This window comes from Variovorax xiamenensis, assembly GCF_050916385.1.
Lineage (GTDB): Bacteria > Pseudomonadota > Gammaproteobacteria > Burkholderiales > Burkholderiaceae_C > Variovorax.
This window is the reverse complement of sequence record NZ_CP139038.1, coordinates 656933-671494: the sequence shown is the minus strand read 5'-3', so window position 1 is coordinate 671494 and position 14562 is coordinate 656933. Positions and strand designations below refer to the sequence as shown.

Below are 14562 nucleotides of genomic sequence, written 5' to 3'. Positions count from 1 at the left end.
CCCTTGCAGGGGGCGACACCTGCGGCCCGGCAAAGCCGGTTCCGCGGTGTCCACGAAAAAAGAGTCAGATCAGCGAGGTGGCTTCTGCGGCGCAGCCTCCGCCTCGGTCACGAAGCCGATGCGGCTGAGCCCGGCCTTGTTCGCGATGCCCATCAGCGCCACCACCTTGCCGTAAGGCACGGTCTGGTCGGCGCGCAGCTGCACCTCGGTGTCCTTGCTGTCGGCGGCTGCCTTTTCGAGTTGCTGCGCCAGTTCCTCGTCGGTCACGGCCTTGTCGTTGAGGAAGACCTTGCCCGATGCGTCGACCGAGAGGCTCACGAACTTGGGCGCGTCGTTGGGCTGGCCGGCGTCGGTCTGCGGCAGGTCGAGCTTGATCGAGCTGGCCATCAGCGGCGCGGTGATGATGAAGATCACCAGCAGCACCAGCATCACGTCGACCAGCGGCGTGACGTTGATGTCGGACAGCGGCCGCTGCGCGCCCGCGCCCATGGCGCGCCCGCCGCCGCCGGTGGCGCTGCCCAGTGATGTGCGACCGAAGGCCATGGTTGCGGCTCTGCCTGGCTGCTCTCAGACCGGCATCGGCCGCGCGGGCGGCGGCGCGGCAGGCGCGGCCGGGGCGCCGAAGCTGCCCAGCAGGTCGTGCGCGAAGCCTTCGAGCTCGGCTTCGATGCGGCCGATGACGCGGCCGAAGACGTTGTAGGCCAGCACGGCCGGAATGGCCACGGCCAAACCGAAGGCCGTCATGATGAGCGCCTCGCCGACCGGGCCCGCCACCTTGTCGATGGTGAAGCCGCCGGTCTGGCCGGCGATGCCCGTCAGCGCGCCGTAGATGCCCCAGACCGTGCCCAGCAGCCCGACGAAAGGCGCGGTGGCGCCGACCGTGGCCAGCAGGATCTGCCCGGCCTGCAGCCGGCGCAGCGCACCGTGCAGGGCGTCGCGCAGCACGCGCGTGAGGCGCTGGTTGCGGTCGACCGTGGCGCCCAGCGTGCCGGCCGGCTCGCCCGCGGCCACGCTGCGGATGGCCGACACGGCGGGCGACACGAGCGTCGCGCGGTCGAAGGCCTTGAGCTTCTGCTCGGCGTCGGCCAGCGTGGACGACTGCCAGAACGCCGCGATGCTGCGCAGCACGTCGCGCGTGCCGCCGCGCAGCAGCCACGCCTTCCAGAGGATGATGACCCAGCTCGCGATCGACATCGCGAGCAGCAGCGCGGCCACCGAGCGGCTGACGCCGTCACCGTGGGCCAGCAGTTCGAGCACGCTCATCGGCGGTCCTTGGTTGGTGCCGCGCGGTCAGCGAAGACCGAGCACGTCGTACATGTCGAACAGGCCCGCGCGCTGGCCGGCCAGGAAGCGCACCGCGCGCAGGCTGCCCTGGGCGTAGGTGACGCGGCTCGACGACTTGTGGGTGATCTCGATGCGCTCTCCGGTGCCGGCGAACAGCACGGTGTGATCGCCCACGATGTCGCCGCCACGGATGGCCGAGAAGCCGATGGTGGACGGATCGCGCTCGCCGGTGATGCCTTCGCGGGCATACACGGCGCAGTCCTTGAGGTCGCGGCCCAGCGCGTCGGCGATGACCTCGCCCATCTTGAGCGCGGTGCCCGAAGGCGCGTCGACCTTGTGACGGTGGTGCGCCTCGATGATCTCGATGTCGTAGCCGGTCGCCATGGCCTTGGCGGCCATCTCGAGCAGCTTGAAGGTGACGTTGACGCCCACGCTCATGTTGGGGGCCATCATGATCGCGATGTCCTTCGCGATCTCGGCGATCTCGGCCTTCTGCGCGTCGCTGAAGCCCGTGGTGCCGATGACGGCCTGCACGCCCAGTTCGCGGCAGACCGCGAGATGCGCCAGCGTGCCTTCGGGGCGGGTGAAGTCGATGAGCACCTGCGCGTCTTTCAGGCCGGCGCGCAGGTCGGACACGATGGACACGCCGCTGTCGAAGCCCAGGAAGGCGCCTGCGTCGGTGCCGAGGGCCGGGCTGCCGGCGATGTCGAGGGCGCCTGCCAGGCGAAGGTCGGGCGCGTTGCGCACGGCCTCGATCAGCATGTGGCCCATGCGGCCCGAAGCCCCGGCGATGGCGACGCGGCGCGGCTCGGAGGCGGAATTGGCGGAAGGAGTGGAGGTGGATTCGGTCACGCGGATTCAGTCAGTCTTCGAGGATTTTCGAAACGGCCCGAGGCAGTCAGGAAAGGCCGGGAGCATGGATCGACACGAAACGGACGCCGCCTGAGCCGGCTCGGCGGCACCGCCCGCTGCCGCCGATGCTCCAGCAAGCGCTCAGCGCGCGGCTTCGAGCGGGGGGTAGGCGGCCGGCAGCGGCGGCAGGGAAGCGGAGGCCGAGCCCTTGTTGTCGGCGTCGGTTTTCTTGCCGTCGTCCTTGGGTGCGTATTTCTTGAGATCGTCTTCCGACGCTTCGAGGTTGGGCACCTTGCCGGATTTCTTGCGGGTGTCGAGCGTGGCGACGAATTCTTCCTCGCTGGGCATCTCGTCGCCCTCGAAGCGGTCCAGCAACTCGCCGTTGAAGAACACGGTCAGGTGGCGTTCCTGCGGATCGACGCCCTGGCGGCGGATGGTGAAGACGTAGTCCCAGCGGTTGGAATGGAACACGTCGTTCAGCAGCGAGGTTCCCAGGATTTCACGCACCTGCTGGCGGGACATGCCCGGCTTGAGCGCCGCGACCTGTTCCTTCGACACGAAATTGCCCTGAACCACCTCGACTTTGTAGGGGGTTACGGCGGCCAGCGCGCCACGCGTGCGCTCGGTGAAACCGCTGCAGGCACCGAGGCCGAGCGTTGCCGCGACGGCGGCGGCCAGCAGCCAGGGCCGGCGTTGGAAGATGGCAGGCATGGGAGGAAAAGGGGGTAGCGATATGATCGGCCATTGTAGCGGCTGGCCTTTTCGGGGCCTTTTGCCGCAGCCCCGCCAGGGGTGCAGGAACCAACATGGCCAACATCGACGAACTCAAGAATACCGGCCTCAAGGCCACCCTGCCGCGCCTGAAGATCCTGGAGATCTTCCAGACCGGCAGCCAGCGGCACATGACTGCGGAAGACGTGTTCCGCGTGCTGCTCAACGAGCACTCCGACATCGGCCTTGCCACGGTCTACCGTGTGCTCACCCAGTTCGAGCAGGCCGGCATCCTGGAGCGCAGCCACTTCGAAAGCGGCAAGGCGGTCTACGAGTTGAACGAAGGCACCCACCACGACCACCTGATCTGCACTTCCTGCGGCAAGGTCGAGGAGTTCTACGACGCCGAGATCGAGCGCCGCCAGCAGATGATCGCCAAAGACAAGGGCTGGATCCTGCAGGATCACGCCATGTCGCTGTACGGCCTTTGCGGAGATTGCGCCAAGAAGCGCTGATACGAAGCTAGAAAGCGGGAAAAGGAAACGCAGCCCGGCGGCGGCCGCCCCCGCCGGGATCGATCAGTCCCCGTCGCGCGAGCTTTCCATCGCCTTGTGGTGCCGCGCCACGAAGTCGGCATACGTGTCGATGCCGCGCAGCTGCAGGATCGAGTTGCGCACCGCGGCCTCCACCAGCACGGCGATGTTGCGCCCTGCCACCACCTGGATGATGACCTTGCGCACCGGGATGCCCAGCACGTCCTGCGTGAGCGGCGCCGAGGGCATGCGCTCGTAGTCGCGTTCGAAGCTGTCGCGCCGCACGAGGTGCACGATGAGCTTGAGCCGCATCTTCCGGCGCACCGCCGTCTCGCCGAAGATCGCGCGGATGTCCAGCAGGCCGATGCCGCGCACCTCGAGCAGGTTCAGCAGCAGGTCGGGGCAGCGGCCCTCGATGGTGTTCTGGTTGATGCGGTAGAGATCGACCGCGTCGTCGGCCACGAGGCCGTTGCCGCGCGAGATCAGCTCGAGGCCGAGTTCGCTCTTTCCCAGGCCCGACTCGCCCGTGATCATCACGCCCATGCCCAGGATGTCCATGAACACGCCGTGCATCGAGGTGCGTTCGGCGAAGTGCTTGGACAGGTAGGCGCGCAGCAGGTCGATCACGAAGGCCGACGACTCGCGCGTGGCGAAGAGCGGCAACTGCGCGCGCTCGCAGATCGACAGCAGCTCGTCGGGCGCGGCCTGGCCGTCGGCCAGCACCAGCATCGGCGGCTCCAGCGTGACGATGCGGGCGATGCGCCGCGCGCAGTCTTCCTCGCTGCCGCGCGTCAGGTAGGCCACCTCGCGGGCGCCGAGGATCTGTACGCGGTACGGGTGGATGTAGTTGAGGTAGCCGACGAGGTCGGCGGCCGACTGCGCCCGGCTGATGACCTCCGCGTCGAACTGGCGCTCCGACGCGCCCAGCCCCGCGAGCCATTCCCAGCGGAGCGAGCCACGGAACTCCTCGAACATGGCATCGGCGCTGATGACGGTCGGCTTCATGCGTTCAGGAGACGGCGCGCGGGCGCCGGCATTGCGTTGGAATGAGGGAAGAAGGAGCCGCGCAGCTTATCAGCAGCCGCGCGCCAACCCACGCGCTCAGGCGACCTGGGTGGATTGCCAGCCGGCGATCAGGTCGTGCAGGGCCGTGGCGTCTGTGCTGGACTTGATCTGCTCGCGCAGGCTGGCGTCGCTCAGCAGCTCGGCGATTTCGGAGAGGATTTCGAGGTGCTTCTGCGTGGCCGCTTCGGGAACCAGCAGGAAGATCAGAAGTGCGACGGGTTGCTCGTCGGGGGCGTCGAAGCCGATCGGGTTGGCCAGCTGGAACACAGCGGCCATCGGCGACTTGAGGCCCTTGATGCGGCCATGCGGAATGGCAACGCCGTGGCCCAGGCCGGTGGAGCCGAGGCGCTCGCGCGCGAAGAGGCTGTCGGTGATGAGGGCACGGCCCAGACCGTGAAGGCTTTCGAACAGCAGGCCGGCTTCTTCGAAAGCACGTTTCTTGCTGGTAGCGTCAACGCTCACGAGCACTTGAGCGGGCGGCAGGATGGACGCGAGGCGATTCATGGTGGGTGCAGAGCGGGGGCGATTATGCACCCGCTTGGTAAAAACCCCCAGTCCCCCTATTTACTTTCTGTCTACATGTTGCCCGGAGGCCTCGTGCTCTCCTCTGGGCGCTTGCCAAAAGCCCTAGTTCTGCAGTCGGAAAACAAAACGCCGCCCGAAGGCGGCCTTGCGATGCGAGCCCGGGGGCTCCTACATCACGCGCTTGGGTGCCGCATGATGGTGGTCCTGCAGGCGGTCCTTGTGGCGCACCACCTGGCGGTCGAGCTTATCGACCAGTTCATCGACCGCAGCGTAGAGATCAGCGTGGCTCGACTCCGCGAACATGTCATTGCCCTTGACGTGGATGTTGCATTCCGCCCTTTGGCGGCGTTCCTTTTCCTTCTGCTTTTCCACCGTGAGGATCACCTTGACATCGACCACCTGGTCGAAGTGTCGGATGACCCGGTCCAGCTTGCTCGTGACGTAGGTGCGCAAGGCAGGTGTGACGTCGAGGTGATGACCGCTGATCGTCAAATTCATGAATGACCTCCTGGAATTGACGGTTGGGGAAATGACCGCGCCGCGGGATGCGGTTTGGCCGGCGAAACGGGAGTTCTCTTGGGGGTTCGAGAGGGAGAAGAGGGGGGAGGAAAGAAGAGGAGAAAGAGGGGAAGGTCGATTCACTATGCCCAAGCTGTCACGGTATTGCAATACCTGAGTTGCCCGGGGTTTTGCCGCTTCGTGAGCAGCTTTTCACACGCTAGCGAATCGATAGCGGCTGGCACGCACGGGGCAGGCGATGAGGCACTTCTGGAACAAGTGTTTCAGCGGCGGCCAGGCGCGGCCAGGTGGTGACCATGACGGCGAAAGGGCCTGTTCGTGCCCTCACCCTCGCCCTCCCCGTTCAGCGCCAGGCCGCCCGCATCCTGTTGCGCAGGTCGATCACCGAGCTGGGCGGCGGCACGGCCGGCGGCCGCTCCGGCGGAGGCGGCCAGGTCTGCTGCTCGAAGCCTTCCAGATCGGCATCGGCGATGAAGCGCGTGCGGTTGGCATACATGTGCCGGTCGCCGCGCGCCGCCTGCTGCGTGACGTAGAAACGCTGCGGCACCAGCAGGTGCAGATGGTCGCGCGCCCGGGTCATCGCCACGTAGAGCAGCCGTCTTTCTTCTTCCAGCTCTTGCGCGCTCTGCGCCACGTCGGCCGGCAGGCAGCCGTCGACCACGTTGAGCACGTGCACCGAATTCCATTCCTGTCCCTTGGCCGAATGGATGGTCGAGAGGATCAGGTAGTCCTCGTCGAGCAGCGGCGGCCCCGGGCGGTCGCTGGTGGCCTCGGGCGGATCGAGCGTGAGCTCGGTGAGAAAGCGCTCGCGCGAGGCATACCCGGCCGCGAGCCGCGCGAGCTGCTCCACGTCGGCGCGCCGCACGCCGGAGGTGTCCTCGTACAGGCGCTCCAGGTGCGGCAGATACCAGTCCATCGCCAGTTCGACATCGGCCGGCCACTTGAGCGCGGGCTCTCGCAGGGCCTCGTAGGCCTTCGCGAAGTCGTCCCACTGCGCGCGTGCCGCAGCAGGCGGCACGAACTCGCGCACGGCCCGGGCCGGGTCGGCCGCCTGCTCCATCGCGTCGAGCAGGCGCGCGCTCGTGGCGGGCCCGATGCCCGGGATGAGTTGCGTCACGCGAAACCCCGCCATGCGCCCGCGCGGGTTCTGCGCGAAGCGCAGCACCGCGAGCAGGTCCTTCACGTGCGAGGCTTCGAGAAACTTGAGCCCGCCGAACTTCACGAACGGAATGTTGCGCCGGGCCAGCTCGAGTTCGAGCGCCGCGCTGTGCGTCGAGGTCCGGAACAGCACCGCCTGCGACTTCAGCGCCAGCCCGCCCTCGCGATGCGCCAGCACCTTGTCGGCCACCCAGCGCGCCTGCCCCGCCTCGTCGGGCACGAGCACCAGCAACGGCTTGCCCGCAGAGGGCTTGTCGGTCCACAACGTCTTGGCGTGCCGCTCGGCGGCCTGCGCGATCACGCGGTTCGACACGTCGAGGATCGGCTGCGTCGAGCGATAGTTGCGCTCCAGCGTGACCACCCGCGCGGCCTGCGTGAACTGCGACGGGAAGTCGAGGATGTTGCGCACCGTCGCGCCTCGAAAGGAATAGATCGACTGCGCATCGTCCCCCACCACCGTCACGCCGCGCCCGTCGGGCTTGAGCGCCAGCAGGATCGAGGCCTGCAGCAGGTTGGTGTCCTGGTACTCGTCGACCAGCACATGGTCGAAGCGCGCGCCGATGTGCGCGGCCAGCGCGGGCTCGGCGGCCATCTCGGCCCAGTAGAGCAGGAGGTCGTCGTAGTCGAGCACGTTCTGCCGCTGCTTGGCCTCGACGTACGCGCCGAACAGCTTCTTGAGTTCGGCCTCCCACTCGTCGCACCAGGGAAAGGCCTCCTTGAGCACGTCGGCCAGCGGCGCGCGGGTGTTCACGCAGCGCGAATAGATCGACAGGCAGGTGCCCTTGCGCGGAAAGCGGTTGACGGTGGAAGAAAGCCCCAGCTCGTGGCGTACCAGCCCCATCAGGTCTTCGGCGTCGCCGCGGTCATGGATGGTGAAGTTCTCGTCGAGCCCGATCTGCGGCGCGTATTCGCGCAGCAGCCGCGCGCCGATGCCGTGGAAGGTGCCGGCCCACGGCAGCGAGGGCGGCGCCTCGGACTTCAGGCCCAGCACCTGCGCCAGCACACGGCCGGCGCGGCGCTCCATTTCCTGCGCGGCGCGGCGCGAGAAGGTCAGCAGCAGCAGGCGCTGCGGATCGACGCCGCCGGCGATGAGGGTTGCGACGCGGTGCGCCAGCGTGCTGGTCTTGCCCGAGCCGGCCCCGGCGATGACGAGCAGCGGGCGCTCGTCGGGCGCCGCGACAGCCGCCCCCACGCCATGCTCGACAGCCGCGCGCTGCGCCTCGTTGAGCGAAGCCAGCGCCTGCGCCAGGCGTTCGGCCTGGGTCTTCGGCGCGGCGGAAAAAACGGGAAGCGCAGTGCTCTGCATGGAGCACGACTTTACTGTATGCCCGTCCAGTCCAGCCACCTCGCCGACATGTGGCCGGTGACATAATCGCGCCTCGCTGCAACCCGGAGATTTTTCCAATGGAAACCGCCCCGTCTCGGCAGCTTTCAACTCCCTTTCGCTGACGCCTTTTTCGCGCCTCTCGCGCACGTCGGGCCGGGGAATTGAAAGCGCCCCCTCCCTCGCCCATCGTCCAGTCAGTCATTCCCGGGAGTGAGCCACATGCTCAACATCTTCACGCTCGCCAACGGCCGCCTAGTCCAGGAAGAAATCGAGGCCCTCGAAGAGCTCTCCAGGTTCCAGCCGATCTGGGTCGACCTCGAGTCGCCCACGCTCGAAGAGAAGCGCTGGATCAAGCAGTACTACGGCCTGTCCATCCCCGAGGACGCGATGGACGAGGACATCGAGGAATCGGCCCGCTTCTACGAGGAAGACAACGGCGAGCTGCACATCCGCTCCGACTTCCTGATCGACGACGACGAAGCCCCGCGCGCGGTGCGCGTCGCCTTCATCCTCAACCAGCACAACACCGACCTGCGCAGCCGCGGCGTGCTGTTCTCGATCCACGACGAGGACGTGCCCGTCTTCCGCCTGCTGCGCATGCGCGCGCGCCGTGCGCCGGGGCTGATCGAGGACGCCAAGGAAGTCATGCTCAAGCTCTTCGACGCCGACGCCGAGTACTCGGCCGACTCGCTGGAGAACATCTACGACGAGCTCGAGGCCGCCAGCAAGAAGGTGCTCTCGGGCAACGTCAGCGACGAGCTGGCCGGCGAGGTGCTCGGCGCCATCGCGCGGCAGGAAGACCTGAACGGGCGCATCCGCCGCAACGTGATGGACACGCGCCGCGCCGTCAGCTTCATGATGCGCAGCAAGATGCTCAACGCCGAGCAGTTCGAGGAAGCACGACAGATCCTGCGCGACATCGAGTCGCTGGACAACCACACGGCCTTCCTCTTCGACAAGATCAACTTCCTGATGGATGCGACCGTCGGTTTCATCAACATCAACCAGAACAAGACCATCAAGATCTTCTCGGTGGCCAGCGTGGCGCTGCTGCCGCCGACGCTGATCGCCAGCATCTACGGCATGAACTTCAAGTTCATGCCCGAGCTCGACTGGGCCATGGGCTACCCCTACGCCATCGTGCTCATGGCGGCCAGCGCGCTGGTGCCGATGTGGTACTTCCGCCGGCGCGGCTGGCTGAAGTAGGCGCAAGCAACGCGCCGGGCGCTTTTCCCGGAGTGCTAGAGTGGCCGGCAGCCAGGCGCTGACCGGAGAGCCACCTTGCGCAGACTTCGATTCCTCACCCACCGCCACCGCGCGCCGTCTACCAACGCCGCGCTCGGCCTGCTGCTGGCCTTCAACGCCGGCGCCGTCAACGCAGGCGGCTTCCTCGTGCTGCACATGTACACCTCGCACATGACCGGCTTCGCCTCGCAGCTGGCCGACGGCATGGTGCTGGGCAACGTCAAGCTGCTGCTGAATGCGCTGGGCGCGATCCTGGCCTTCGTGACCGGCGCGGCCGTCTGCGCGGTGCTCGTGAACTGGGGCCGCCAGCACCGCATGCACGGCGTGTACGCCCTGCCGCTGATGCTCGAGGCGGCGCTGATGTTTCCCTTCGGCCTCATGGGCGCCATCACGCTGACCTGGGCGACGCCCTTCGCGGTGCCCCTCACCGTGCTGCTGCTGTCCTTCATCATGGGCCTGCAGAACGCGGTGGCGTCCAAGACCTCGGGCGGCAGCATCCGCACCACCCACATGACCGGCAACATCACCGACATGGGCATCGAGATCGGCAAGATGCTCTACTGGAACCGCCGCTCGAAGTCGGCACCGGCGCCGGCCCTCATCGTGCGCCACGACCGCAGCCGCATGCGCCGCGCCGGCGGGCTGGTCGGCATGTTCGTGCTCGGCGGCGCAATGGGCGCTCTGGGCTTCAAGTACGTGGGCTTCGTCTGCGTGGTGCCGCTGGCAGCGCTGCTGCTCGCGCTGTCGATCCCGCCGCTGCTGCGCGACATTCCGCGCCGCCGCACGCCTTCGCTCAGCTGAGCTCCTGCGGCGACAACGAAGCCAGCCACGCATCGACGAGCGCGAGGCTGTAGCGGCTCGCCACCGAGACGACTAAGCGCGAGAAATCGCCGTGCGCGGCATCGTCGGCACGATCGGAGATCGTCCGCATGGCGGCGAAGGGCACGCCGTAGTCGTGGCACACCTGCGCCACCGACGCGCCCTCCATCTCGACCGCGAGCGCATCGGGCAAGGCCCGCTGCAGCGCCGCGCTCTCGGCGGTGGTCGAGACGAAGCGGTCGCCGCTCACCAGCAGGCCGCGATGCACCTTCGGCGATTGAAGGCCGAACTCGTCGACGGCCTCCTGCCCCACCAGGGCCACCGGATCGCGCAGCGTCTCCCGCGCAACCGCGGCCAGCGCATCGCCGATGGCAGTGTCGGCCGCGAAGCGCGACAGCCCCATCAACGGCACTTCGTATCTGGGAAAGATCGGCGATGCGTCCAGGTCATGCTGCAGCAGCTGCGTGGCGACCACCACGTCGCCCACATTCACGCCCGGCGCGAGCCCGCCCGCGACGCCGGTGAACACGATGGCCCGCGCGCCGAAGCGCTCCAGCAGCACCGTGGCCGTGATGGCCGCAGCGACCTTGCCGATGCGCGACAGCACCGCGACCACCGGCCAGCCATGCAGATGGCCCACCCAGAAGTCGCGGCCCGCGACGCGCACGCGCTGCTCGTCGGGCATCAGCGCGAGGAGCGCACCCAGCTCCTCGTGCATGGCCGCCACGATGGCGATGGGCGCGACAGTCACCTTCCGCTTATTGCTTGATATCCACACCGTAGAAGGTGTGGCGACCGAACGGGCTCAGCTTGAAGTCGATGACCTCCTTGCGCACCGGCTTCAGCTGCACCGCGTGCGCAATGGTGAACCACGGCGCCTGCTCCTTGAAGATCAGCTGCGCCTTCTTGTAGAGCGCATCGCGGTCGGCCTGCTTCACGGTGCTCTTGGCCTTCACCACGAGGTCTTCATAAGGCTGGTAGCAGAACTTCGAGATGTTGCTGCCGCTGGCCGACTTCGCCGAGGCGCAGCCCAGCAGCGTGTAGAGGAAGTTGTCCGGGTCGCCGTTGTCGCCGGTCCAGCCCAGCATGCCCATCTGGTGCTCGCCGGCCTGCAGGCGCTTGCGGTACTCGCCCCACTCGAAGCTCTTGATCTCGGCCTTGACGTTGATCTTGGCGAGGTCGGCCTGCATCAGCTCGGCGATGCGCTTGGCGTTCGGGTTGTACGGGCGCTGCACCGGCATGGCCCACAGGTCGGTCGAGAAGCCGTCGGGGAAGCCGGCCTGCGCCAGCAGCTTCTTCGCGGCTTCGGGATCGTACGGGTCGTCCTTCACCGCGTCGTTGTAGGACCACATGGTCGGCGGGATCGGGTTCTTCGCGGCCACGCCGGTCGACAGGTACACGCCGTCGATGATGGCCTTCTTGTTGATCGCCATGTTGATGGCCTTGCGCACGCGCACGTCGTCGAAGGGCTTCTTCGTCGTGTTGTACGAGAGGTAGCCCACGTTCAGGCCGGGCTGCTCCAGCAACTGCACGTTCGGGTCCTTGCGGATCGCGTCGAGATCGGCCGGGTTCGGGTAGGGCATGACGTGGCACTCGCCCTTCTGCAGCTTGGCCCAGCGCACCGAGGCGTCGGGCGTGATCGCGAACACGAGGTCGTCGATCTTGGCCTTGCCGCCCCAGTACTGCGGGAAGGCCTTGAAGCGGATGATCGCGTCCTTCTGGTACTGCACGAGGTAGAAGGGACCGGTGCCGATCGGGTCCTGGTCGACCTTCTCGGGCGTGCCGGCCTTCAGCATCGCGATGGCGTATTCCTTCGACTGGATGCCCGCGTACTGCATCGCCAGGTTCGCGAGGAACGGCGCCTCGGCCTGGTTGAGCGTGATCTTCACCGTGTAGTCGTCGATGCGGTCCACCGACTTCAAGAGCTTGGGCATGCCCATGTCGTTGAAGTAGGAGTGGTTCTGGCTCGTGACCTTGAAGAAGGGGTCGCTCTCCTTCCACTGGCGCTCCAGCATGAAGATGAAGTCGTCGGCGTTGAAGTCGCGCGTGGGCTTGAAGCTCTTGCTCGTGGTGTGCCACTTCACACCCTTGCGCAGGTGGAAGGTGTAGACCGTGCCGTCGGCCGAGATGTCCCATTTTTCGGCGAGGCCGGGCACGACCTTGGTGCCGCCGCGCTCGAACTCGACGATGGTGTTGTAGACCTGCGTGGTCACGTCGAACGAGGTGCCGGTGGTGTTCATGCCCGGATAGAAATTCTCCGGGCTGCCTTCCGAGCAATAAACCAGCGTCTTGGCGGACACCGCGCCGCAGGCCAGGGTAAGGGCCGCAAGCGCTGTCGGTGCCAGGAGCGCCAGGCTTCGTGAGCGGCGCGAAACGGTGGGCTGGGTCTTCATGTGGACTCCTTGATACACGGTTGAAAAAACTGCGAGAACGAAAACGGAAACTGAGGGAACGCTAGGGATTCGTCGCCATCGCGATGGAGGCGGCGGAGGGAACATCGGCGCGCACCAGCGGCGCGCCTTCGAGGAACTTCTCCGAGAAGTGGCAGGCCACCTGCCGCTCGTCGAGCATGCGCAGCAGCGGCCGCTCTTCGCGGCAGCGCTGCTCCACGTGCGGGCATCGCGTGCTGAACACGCAGCCCGAGGGTGGATTCAGCGGCGAGGGCAGCTCGCCCTTGAGCACGATGCGCTGGCTGCTGAGCCCCGGCGTGGAGGCCAGCAGCGCCTGCGTGTACGGATGCAGCGGCCGCGCGAAGATGCGCGACTTCGGGCCCTGCTCCACCGCATGGCCGAGGTACATCACGAGCACGTCGTGCGCGATGTGCCGCACCACGCCGAGGTCGTGCGAAATGAAGAGATATGCAAGGCCCAGCTCGGCCTGCAGGTCGGCCAGCAGGTTCAGCACCTGCGCCTGGATCGACACGTCGAGCGCCGACACCGGCTCGTCGGCCACCAGCAGGCGCGGGCTCAGCATCAAGGCGCGCGCGATCGCGATGCGCTGGCGCTGGCCGCCCGAGAACATGTGCGGATAGCGGTTGGCGTACTCGGGCCGCAGTCCCACGCGCGCGAGCATGTCCCGCGCCTTTGCGGCTCGCTCCTGCTTGCCCAGGCTGGTGTTGATGGCCAGCGGGTCTTCGAGCACCGTCGAGATCTTCTTGCGCGGATTGAGCGAACCGTACGGGTTCTGGAACACCAGCTGCACCGCCTGGCGCAGCTCCCGCTTGCGCTCGGCGGGCGTGTCGACCGCATCGGCGCCGACCAGCGTGAGCTGGCCTGCCGTCGGCTTCTCGATCAGCGAGACCATGCGCGCCAGCGTCGACTTGCCGCAGCCCGATTCGCCGACCACGGCCAGCGTGCGGCCGCGCTCGATGCTGAAGGAGATGTCTCCCACCGCACGCAGTTGCGAAGGCGCGCGGAACAGCCCGCGGCGGACGTCGTAGGTGCGCTGGAGGTTCTTCGCCTCGACCACCACTTCGTTGCTGGAGGCCGTGCTCATGCCGCCACCTCCGTTGCCTGCCGCTTCGGCGGATCGCTCGCGATCGCCTCCCTGCGCCCCGGATCGCCGAGCGGAAAGTGGCAGCGCACCTCGGCGCCGTGCGACTCACGCAGCGCCGGTCGCACCTGGCAGGCGCGCTCGGTGACGTAGCCGCAGCGCGGCGCGAACAGGCAGCCGGCCGGCCGGTCGTGCACGCCGGGGACCACGCCGCTGATGGTGGCGAGCCGCCCCTCGGGCGCGGCGCGCTCGGGCAGCGCCGCGAGCAGCGCCTCTGTGTAGGGATGCTGCGGCGAGGCGAAGAGCCGGTCGACGCGCTGGTGCTCCATCACCTGTCCCGCGTACATCACGGCGATGCGCTGCGCCATCTCGCTGACCACGCCCATGTTGTGCGTGATGAGCACCAGCGCCATGCCGCGCTCCTTCTGCAGGTCTCGCAGCAGGTCGAGGATCTGCGCCTGGATGGTCACGTCGAGCGCGGTGGTCGGCTCGTCGGCGATCAGCAGGCGCGGGTTGCAGGCGATGGCCATCGCGATCATCACGCGCTGGTTCATGCCGCCCGAGAGCTGGTGCGGAAAGCTGCCCAGGCGCGACGAGGCGGCTGGAATGCCCACCTGCTCCAATAGCTCGGTGGCGCGCTTCTTCGCCTCGCGCTTGTCGAGCTTCAGGTGCAGCCGCAGCGTCTCCATCAGCTGGAAGCCGATGGTGAAGCAGGGGTTGAGGCTGGTGGTCGGCTCCTGGAAGATCATCGCGACTTCCTTGCCGACCAGGGCGCGGCGCGCCTTGTCGGAAATGCCGAGCAGGTCGTTGCCGGCGAAGCGCATGTGCTCCGCGCGCACGCGGCCCGGGAAGCCGACGAGGCCCATCAGCGCCATCATCGTGACGCTCTTGCCCGAGCCCGATTCGCCGACGATGCCGAGCACCTCGCCTTCTTCGAGTGAGAGGCTTACGCCGTCCACAGCGTGCAGCACGCCCCCTTGGGTCGGGAACTCGACGTGCAGATCCTTGATGTCAAGCAAAGGCATCTTTCTT

At 67.3% G+C, this 14562-nt stretch carries 15 protein-coding genes; 3 read left to right on the top strand and 12 right to left on the bottom strand.

The features are described 5' to 3' along the window. Nucleotides 1–69: 69 nt before the first annotated feature. From SFB74_RS02935 to SFB74_RS02920, 4 genes are all read right to left on the bottom strand, one after another. Nucleotides 70–543: an ExbD/TolR family protein gene (locus tag SFB74_RS02935; RefSeq protein ID WP_125948961.1), complete on the bottom strand. Its 474-nt coding sequence runs from the start codon at nucleotides 541–543 to the stop codon at nucleotides 70–72. A gap of 24 nt (nucleotides 544–567) precedes the next feature. Further along, complete coding sequence (locus SFB74_RS02930) at nucleotides 568–1263, bottom strand: MotA/TolQ/ExbB proton channel family protein (protein ID WP_432729166.1); 696 nt, start codon at nucleotides 1261–1263, stop codon at nucleotides 568–570. A 27-nt stretch (nucleotides 1264–1290) separates the two neighbouring features. Then, nucleotides 1291–2055 (bottom strand): 4-hydroxy-tetrahydrodipicolinate reductase, encoded by a 765-nt coding sequence (dapB, locus tag SFB74_RS02925; RefSeq protein ID WP_218088291.1) that lies wholly within the window; start codon nucleotides 2053–2055, stop codon nucleotides 1291–1293. Between the two features lie 222 nt (nucleotides 2056–2277). Then, nucleotides 2278–2847 (bottom strand): outer membrane protein assembly factor BamE, encoded by a 570-nt coding sequence (locus SFB74_RS02920; RefSeq protein WP_432729165.1) that lies wholly within the window; start codon nucleotides 2845–2847, stop codon nucleotides 2278–2280. Nucleotides 2848–2942: 95 nt separating this feature from the next. Between SFB74_RS02920 and fur the strand changes: the two genes are divergently transcribed. Next, a complete protein-coding gene (fur, locus tag SFB74_RS02915; RefSeq protein ID WP_019655576.1) occupies nucleotides 2943–3362 on the top strand; it encodes a ferric iron uptake transcriptional regulator in 420 nt (139 codons plus the stop codon). 63 nt (nucleotides 3363–3425) lie between these two features. Here fur and hprK read toward each other — a convergent pair whose 3' ends face one another. From hprK to SFB74_RS02895, 4 genes are all read right to left on the bottom strand, one after another. Beyond that, nucleotides 3426–4385 carry an HPr(Ser) kinase/phosphatase gene (hprK, locus tag SFB74_RS02910; RefSeq protein WP_126022249.1) on the bottom strand — a complete coding sequence of 320 codons (960 nt, stop codon included), beginning with the start codon at nucleotides 4383–4385 and terminating at the stop codon, nucleotides 3426–3428. A gap of 96 nt (nucleotides 4386–4481) precedes the next feature. After that, nucleotides 4482–4949 carry a PTS sugar transporter subunit IIA gene (locus SFB74_RS02905; protein ID WP_019655574.1) on the bottom strand — a complete coding sequence of 156 codons (468 nt, stop codon included), beginning with the start codon at nucleotides 4947–4949 and terminating at the stop codon, nucleotides 4482–4484. A 189-nt stretch (nucleotides 4950–5138) separates the two neighbouring features. Beyond that, nucleotides 5139–5468: a ribosome hibernation-promoting factor, HPF/YfiA family gene (gene hpf, locus SFB74_RS02900; RefSeq protein WP_125948955.1), complete on the bottom strand. Its 330-nt coding sequence runs from the start codon at nucleotides 5466–5468 to the stop codon at nucleotides 5139–5141. 364 nt (nucleotides 5469–5832) lie between these two features. Further along, entirely contained in the window at nucleotides 5833–7953 is a 2121-nt protein-coding gene (locus tag SFB74_RS02895) for an ATP-dependent helicase (RefSeq protein ID WP_432729164.1), read from the bottom strand. Between the two features lie 240 nt (nucleotides 7954–8193). Between SFB74_RS02895 and corA the strand changes: the two genes are divergently transcribed. Both corA and SFB74_RS02885 read left to right on the top strand, forming a co-directional pair. Next, the gene (gene corA, locus SFB74_RS02890; RefSeq protein WP_057593823.1) at nucleotides 8194–9180 is read left to right on the top strand and encodes a magnesium/cobalt transporter CorA; all 987 of its coding nucleotides are present in this window, start codon (nucleotides 8194–8196) and stop codon (nucleotides 9178–9180) included. Nucleotides 9181–9255: 75 nt separating this feature from the next. Further along, on the top strand, nucleotides 9256–10020 hold the full coding sequence (locus tag SFB74_RS02885; RefSeq protein WP_432729163.1) for a YoaK family protein: 765 nt from the start codon (nucleotides 9256–9258) through the stop codon (nucleotides 10018–10020). On the opposite strand, the gene SFB74_RS02880 is transcribed toward SFB74_RS02885, so the two are convergent. From SFB74_RS02880 to SFB74_RS02865, 4 genes are all read right to left on the bottom strand, one after another. Continuing rightward, nucleotides 10013–10756, bottom strand: a complete 744-nt coding sequence (locus SFB74_RS02880; RefSeq protein ID WP_432731865.1) for a 5'-methylthioadenosine/adenosylhomocysteine nucleosidase — start codon at nucleotides 10754–10756, stop codon at nucleotides 10013–10015. The genes SFB74_RS02885 and SFB74_RS02880 overlap by 8 nt on opposite strands. 40 nt (nucleotides 10757–10796) lie before the next feature. Next, entirely contained in the window at nucleotides 10797–12431 is a 1635-nt protein-coding gene (locus SFB74_RS02875; protein WP_432729162.1) for an ABC transporter substrate-binding protein, read from the bottom strand. Nucleotides 12432–12492: 61 nt separating this feature from the next. Further along, the gene (locus tag SFB74_RS02870) at nucleotides 12493–13533 is read right to left on the bottom strand and encodes a dipeptide ABC transporter ATP-binding protein (protein ID WP_432729161.1); all 1041 of its coding nucleotides are present in this window, start codon (nucleotides 13531–13533) and stop codon (nucleotides 12493–12495) included. After that, the gene (locus tag SFB74_RS02865) at nucleotides 13530–14555 is read right to left on the bottom strand and encodes an ABC transporter ATP-binding protein (RefSeq protein ID WP_432729160.1); all 1026 of its coding nucleotides are present in this window, start codon (nucleotides 14553–14555) and stop codon (nucleotides 13530–13532) included. The genes SFB74_RS02870 and SFB74_RS02865 overlap by 4 nt, the downstream gene beginning before the upstream one ends. Nucleotides 14556–14562: the final 7 nt, after the last annotated feature.

Coding starts and splice junctions, on each gene's coding strand:
- SFB74_RS02935 (WP_125948961.1), bottom strand. CDS start 543: ATGGCCTTCGGTCGCACATCACTGGGCAGCGCCACCGGCGGCGGCGGG.
- SFB74_RS02930 (WP_432729166.1), bottom strand. CDS start 1,263: ATGAGCGTGCTCGAACTGCTGGCCCACGGTGACGGCGTCAGCCGCTCG.
- dapB (WP_218088291.1), bottom strand. CDS start 2,055: ATGGGCCACATGCTGATCGAGGCCGTGCGCAACGCGCCCGACCTTCGC.
- SFB74_RS02920 (WP_432729165.1), bottom strand. CDS start 2,847: ATGCCTGCCATCTTCCAACGCCGGCCCTGGCTGCTGGCCGCCGCCGTC.
- fur (WP_019655576.1), top strand. CDS start 2,943: ATGGCCAACATCGACGAACTCAAGAATACCGGCCTCAAGGCCACCCTG.
- hprK (WP_126022249.1), bottom strand. CDS start 4,385: ATGAAGCCGACCGTCATCAGCGCCGATGCCATGTTCGAGGAGTTCCGT.
- SFB74_RS02905 (WP_019655574.1), bottom strand. CDS start 4,949: ATGAATCGCCTCGCGTCCATCCTGCCGCCCGCTCAAGTGCTCGTGAGC.
- hpf (WP_125948955.1), bottom strand. CDS start 5,468: ATGAATTTGACGATCAGCGGTCATCACCTCGACGTCACACCTGCCTTG.
- SFB74_RS02895 (WP_432729164.1), bottom strand. CDS start 7,953: ATGCAGAGCACTGCGCTTCCCGTTTTTTCCGCCGCGCCGAAGACCCAG.
- corA (WP_057593823.1), top strand. CDS start 8,194: ATGCTCAACATCTTCACGCTCGCCAACGGCCGCCTAGTCCAGGAAGAA.
- SFB74_RS02880 (WP_432731865.1), bottom strand. CDS start 10,756: ATGCACGAGGAGCTGGGTGCGCTCCTCGCGCTGATGCCCGACGAGCAG.
- SFB74_RS02875 (WP_432729162.1), bottom strand. CDS start 12,431: ATGAAGACCCAGCCCACCGTTTCGCGCCGCTCACGAAGCCTGGCGCTC.
- SFB74_RS02870 (WP_432729161.1), bottom strand. CDS start 13,533: ATGAGCACGGCCTCCAGCAACGAAGTGGTGGTCGAGGCGAAGAACCTC.
- SFB74_RS02865 (WP_432729160.1), bottom strand. CDS start 14,555: ATGCCTTTGCTTGACATCAAGGATCTGCACGTCGAGTTCCCGACCCAA.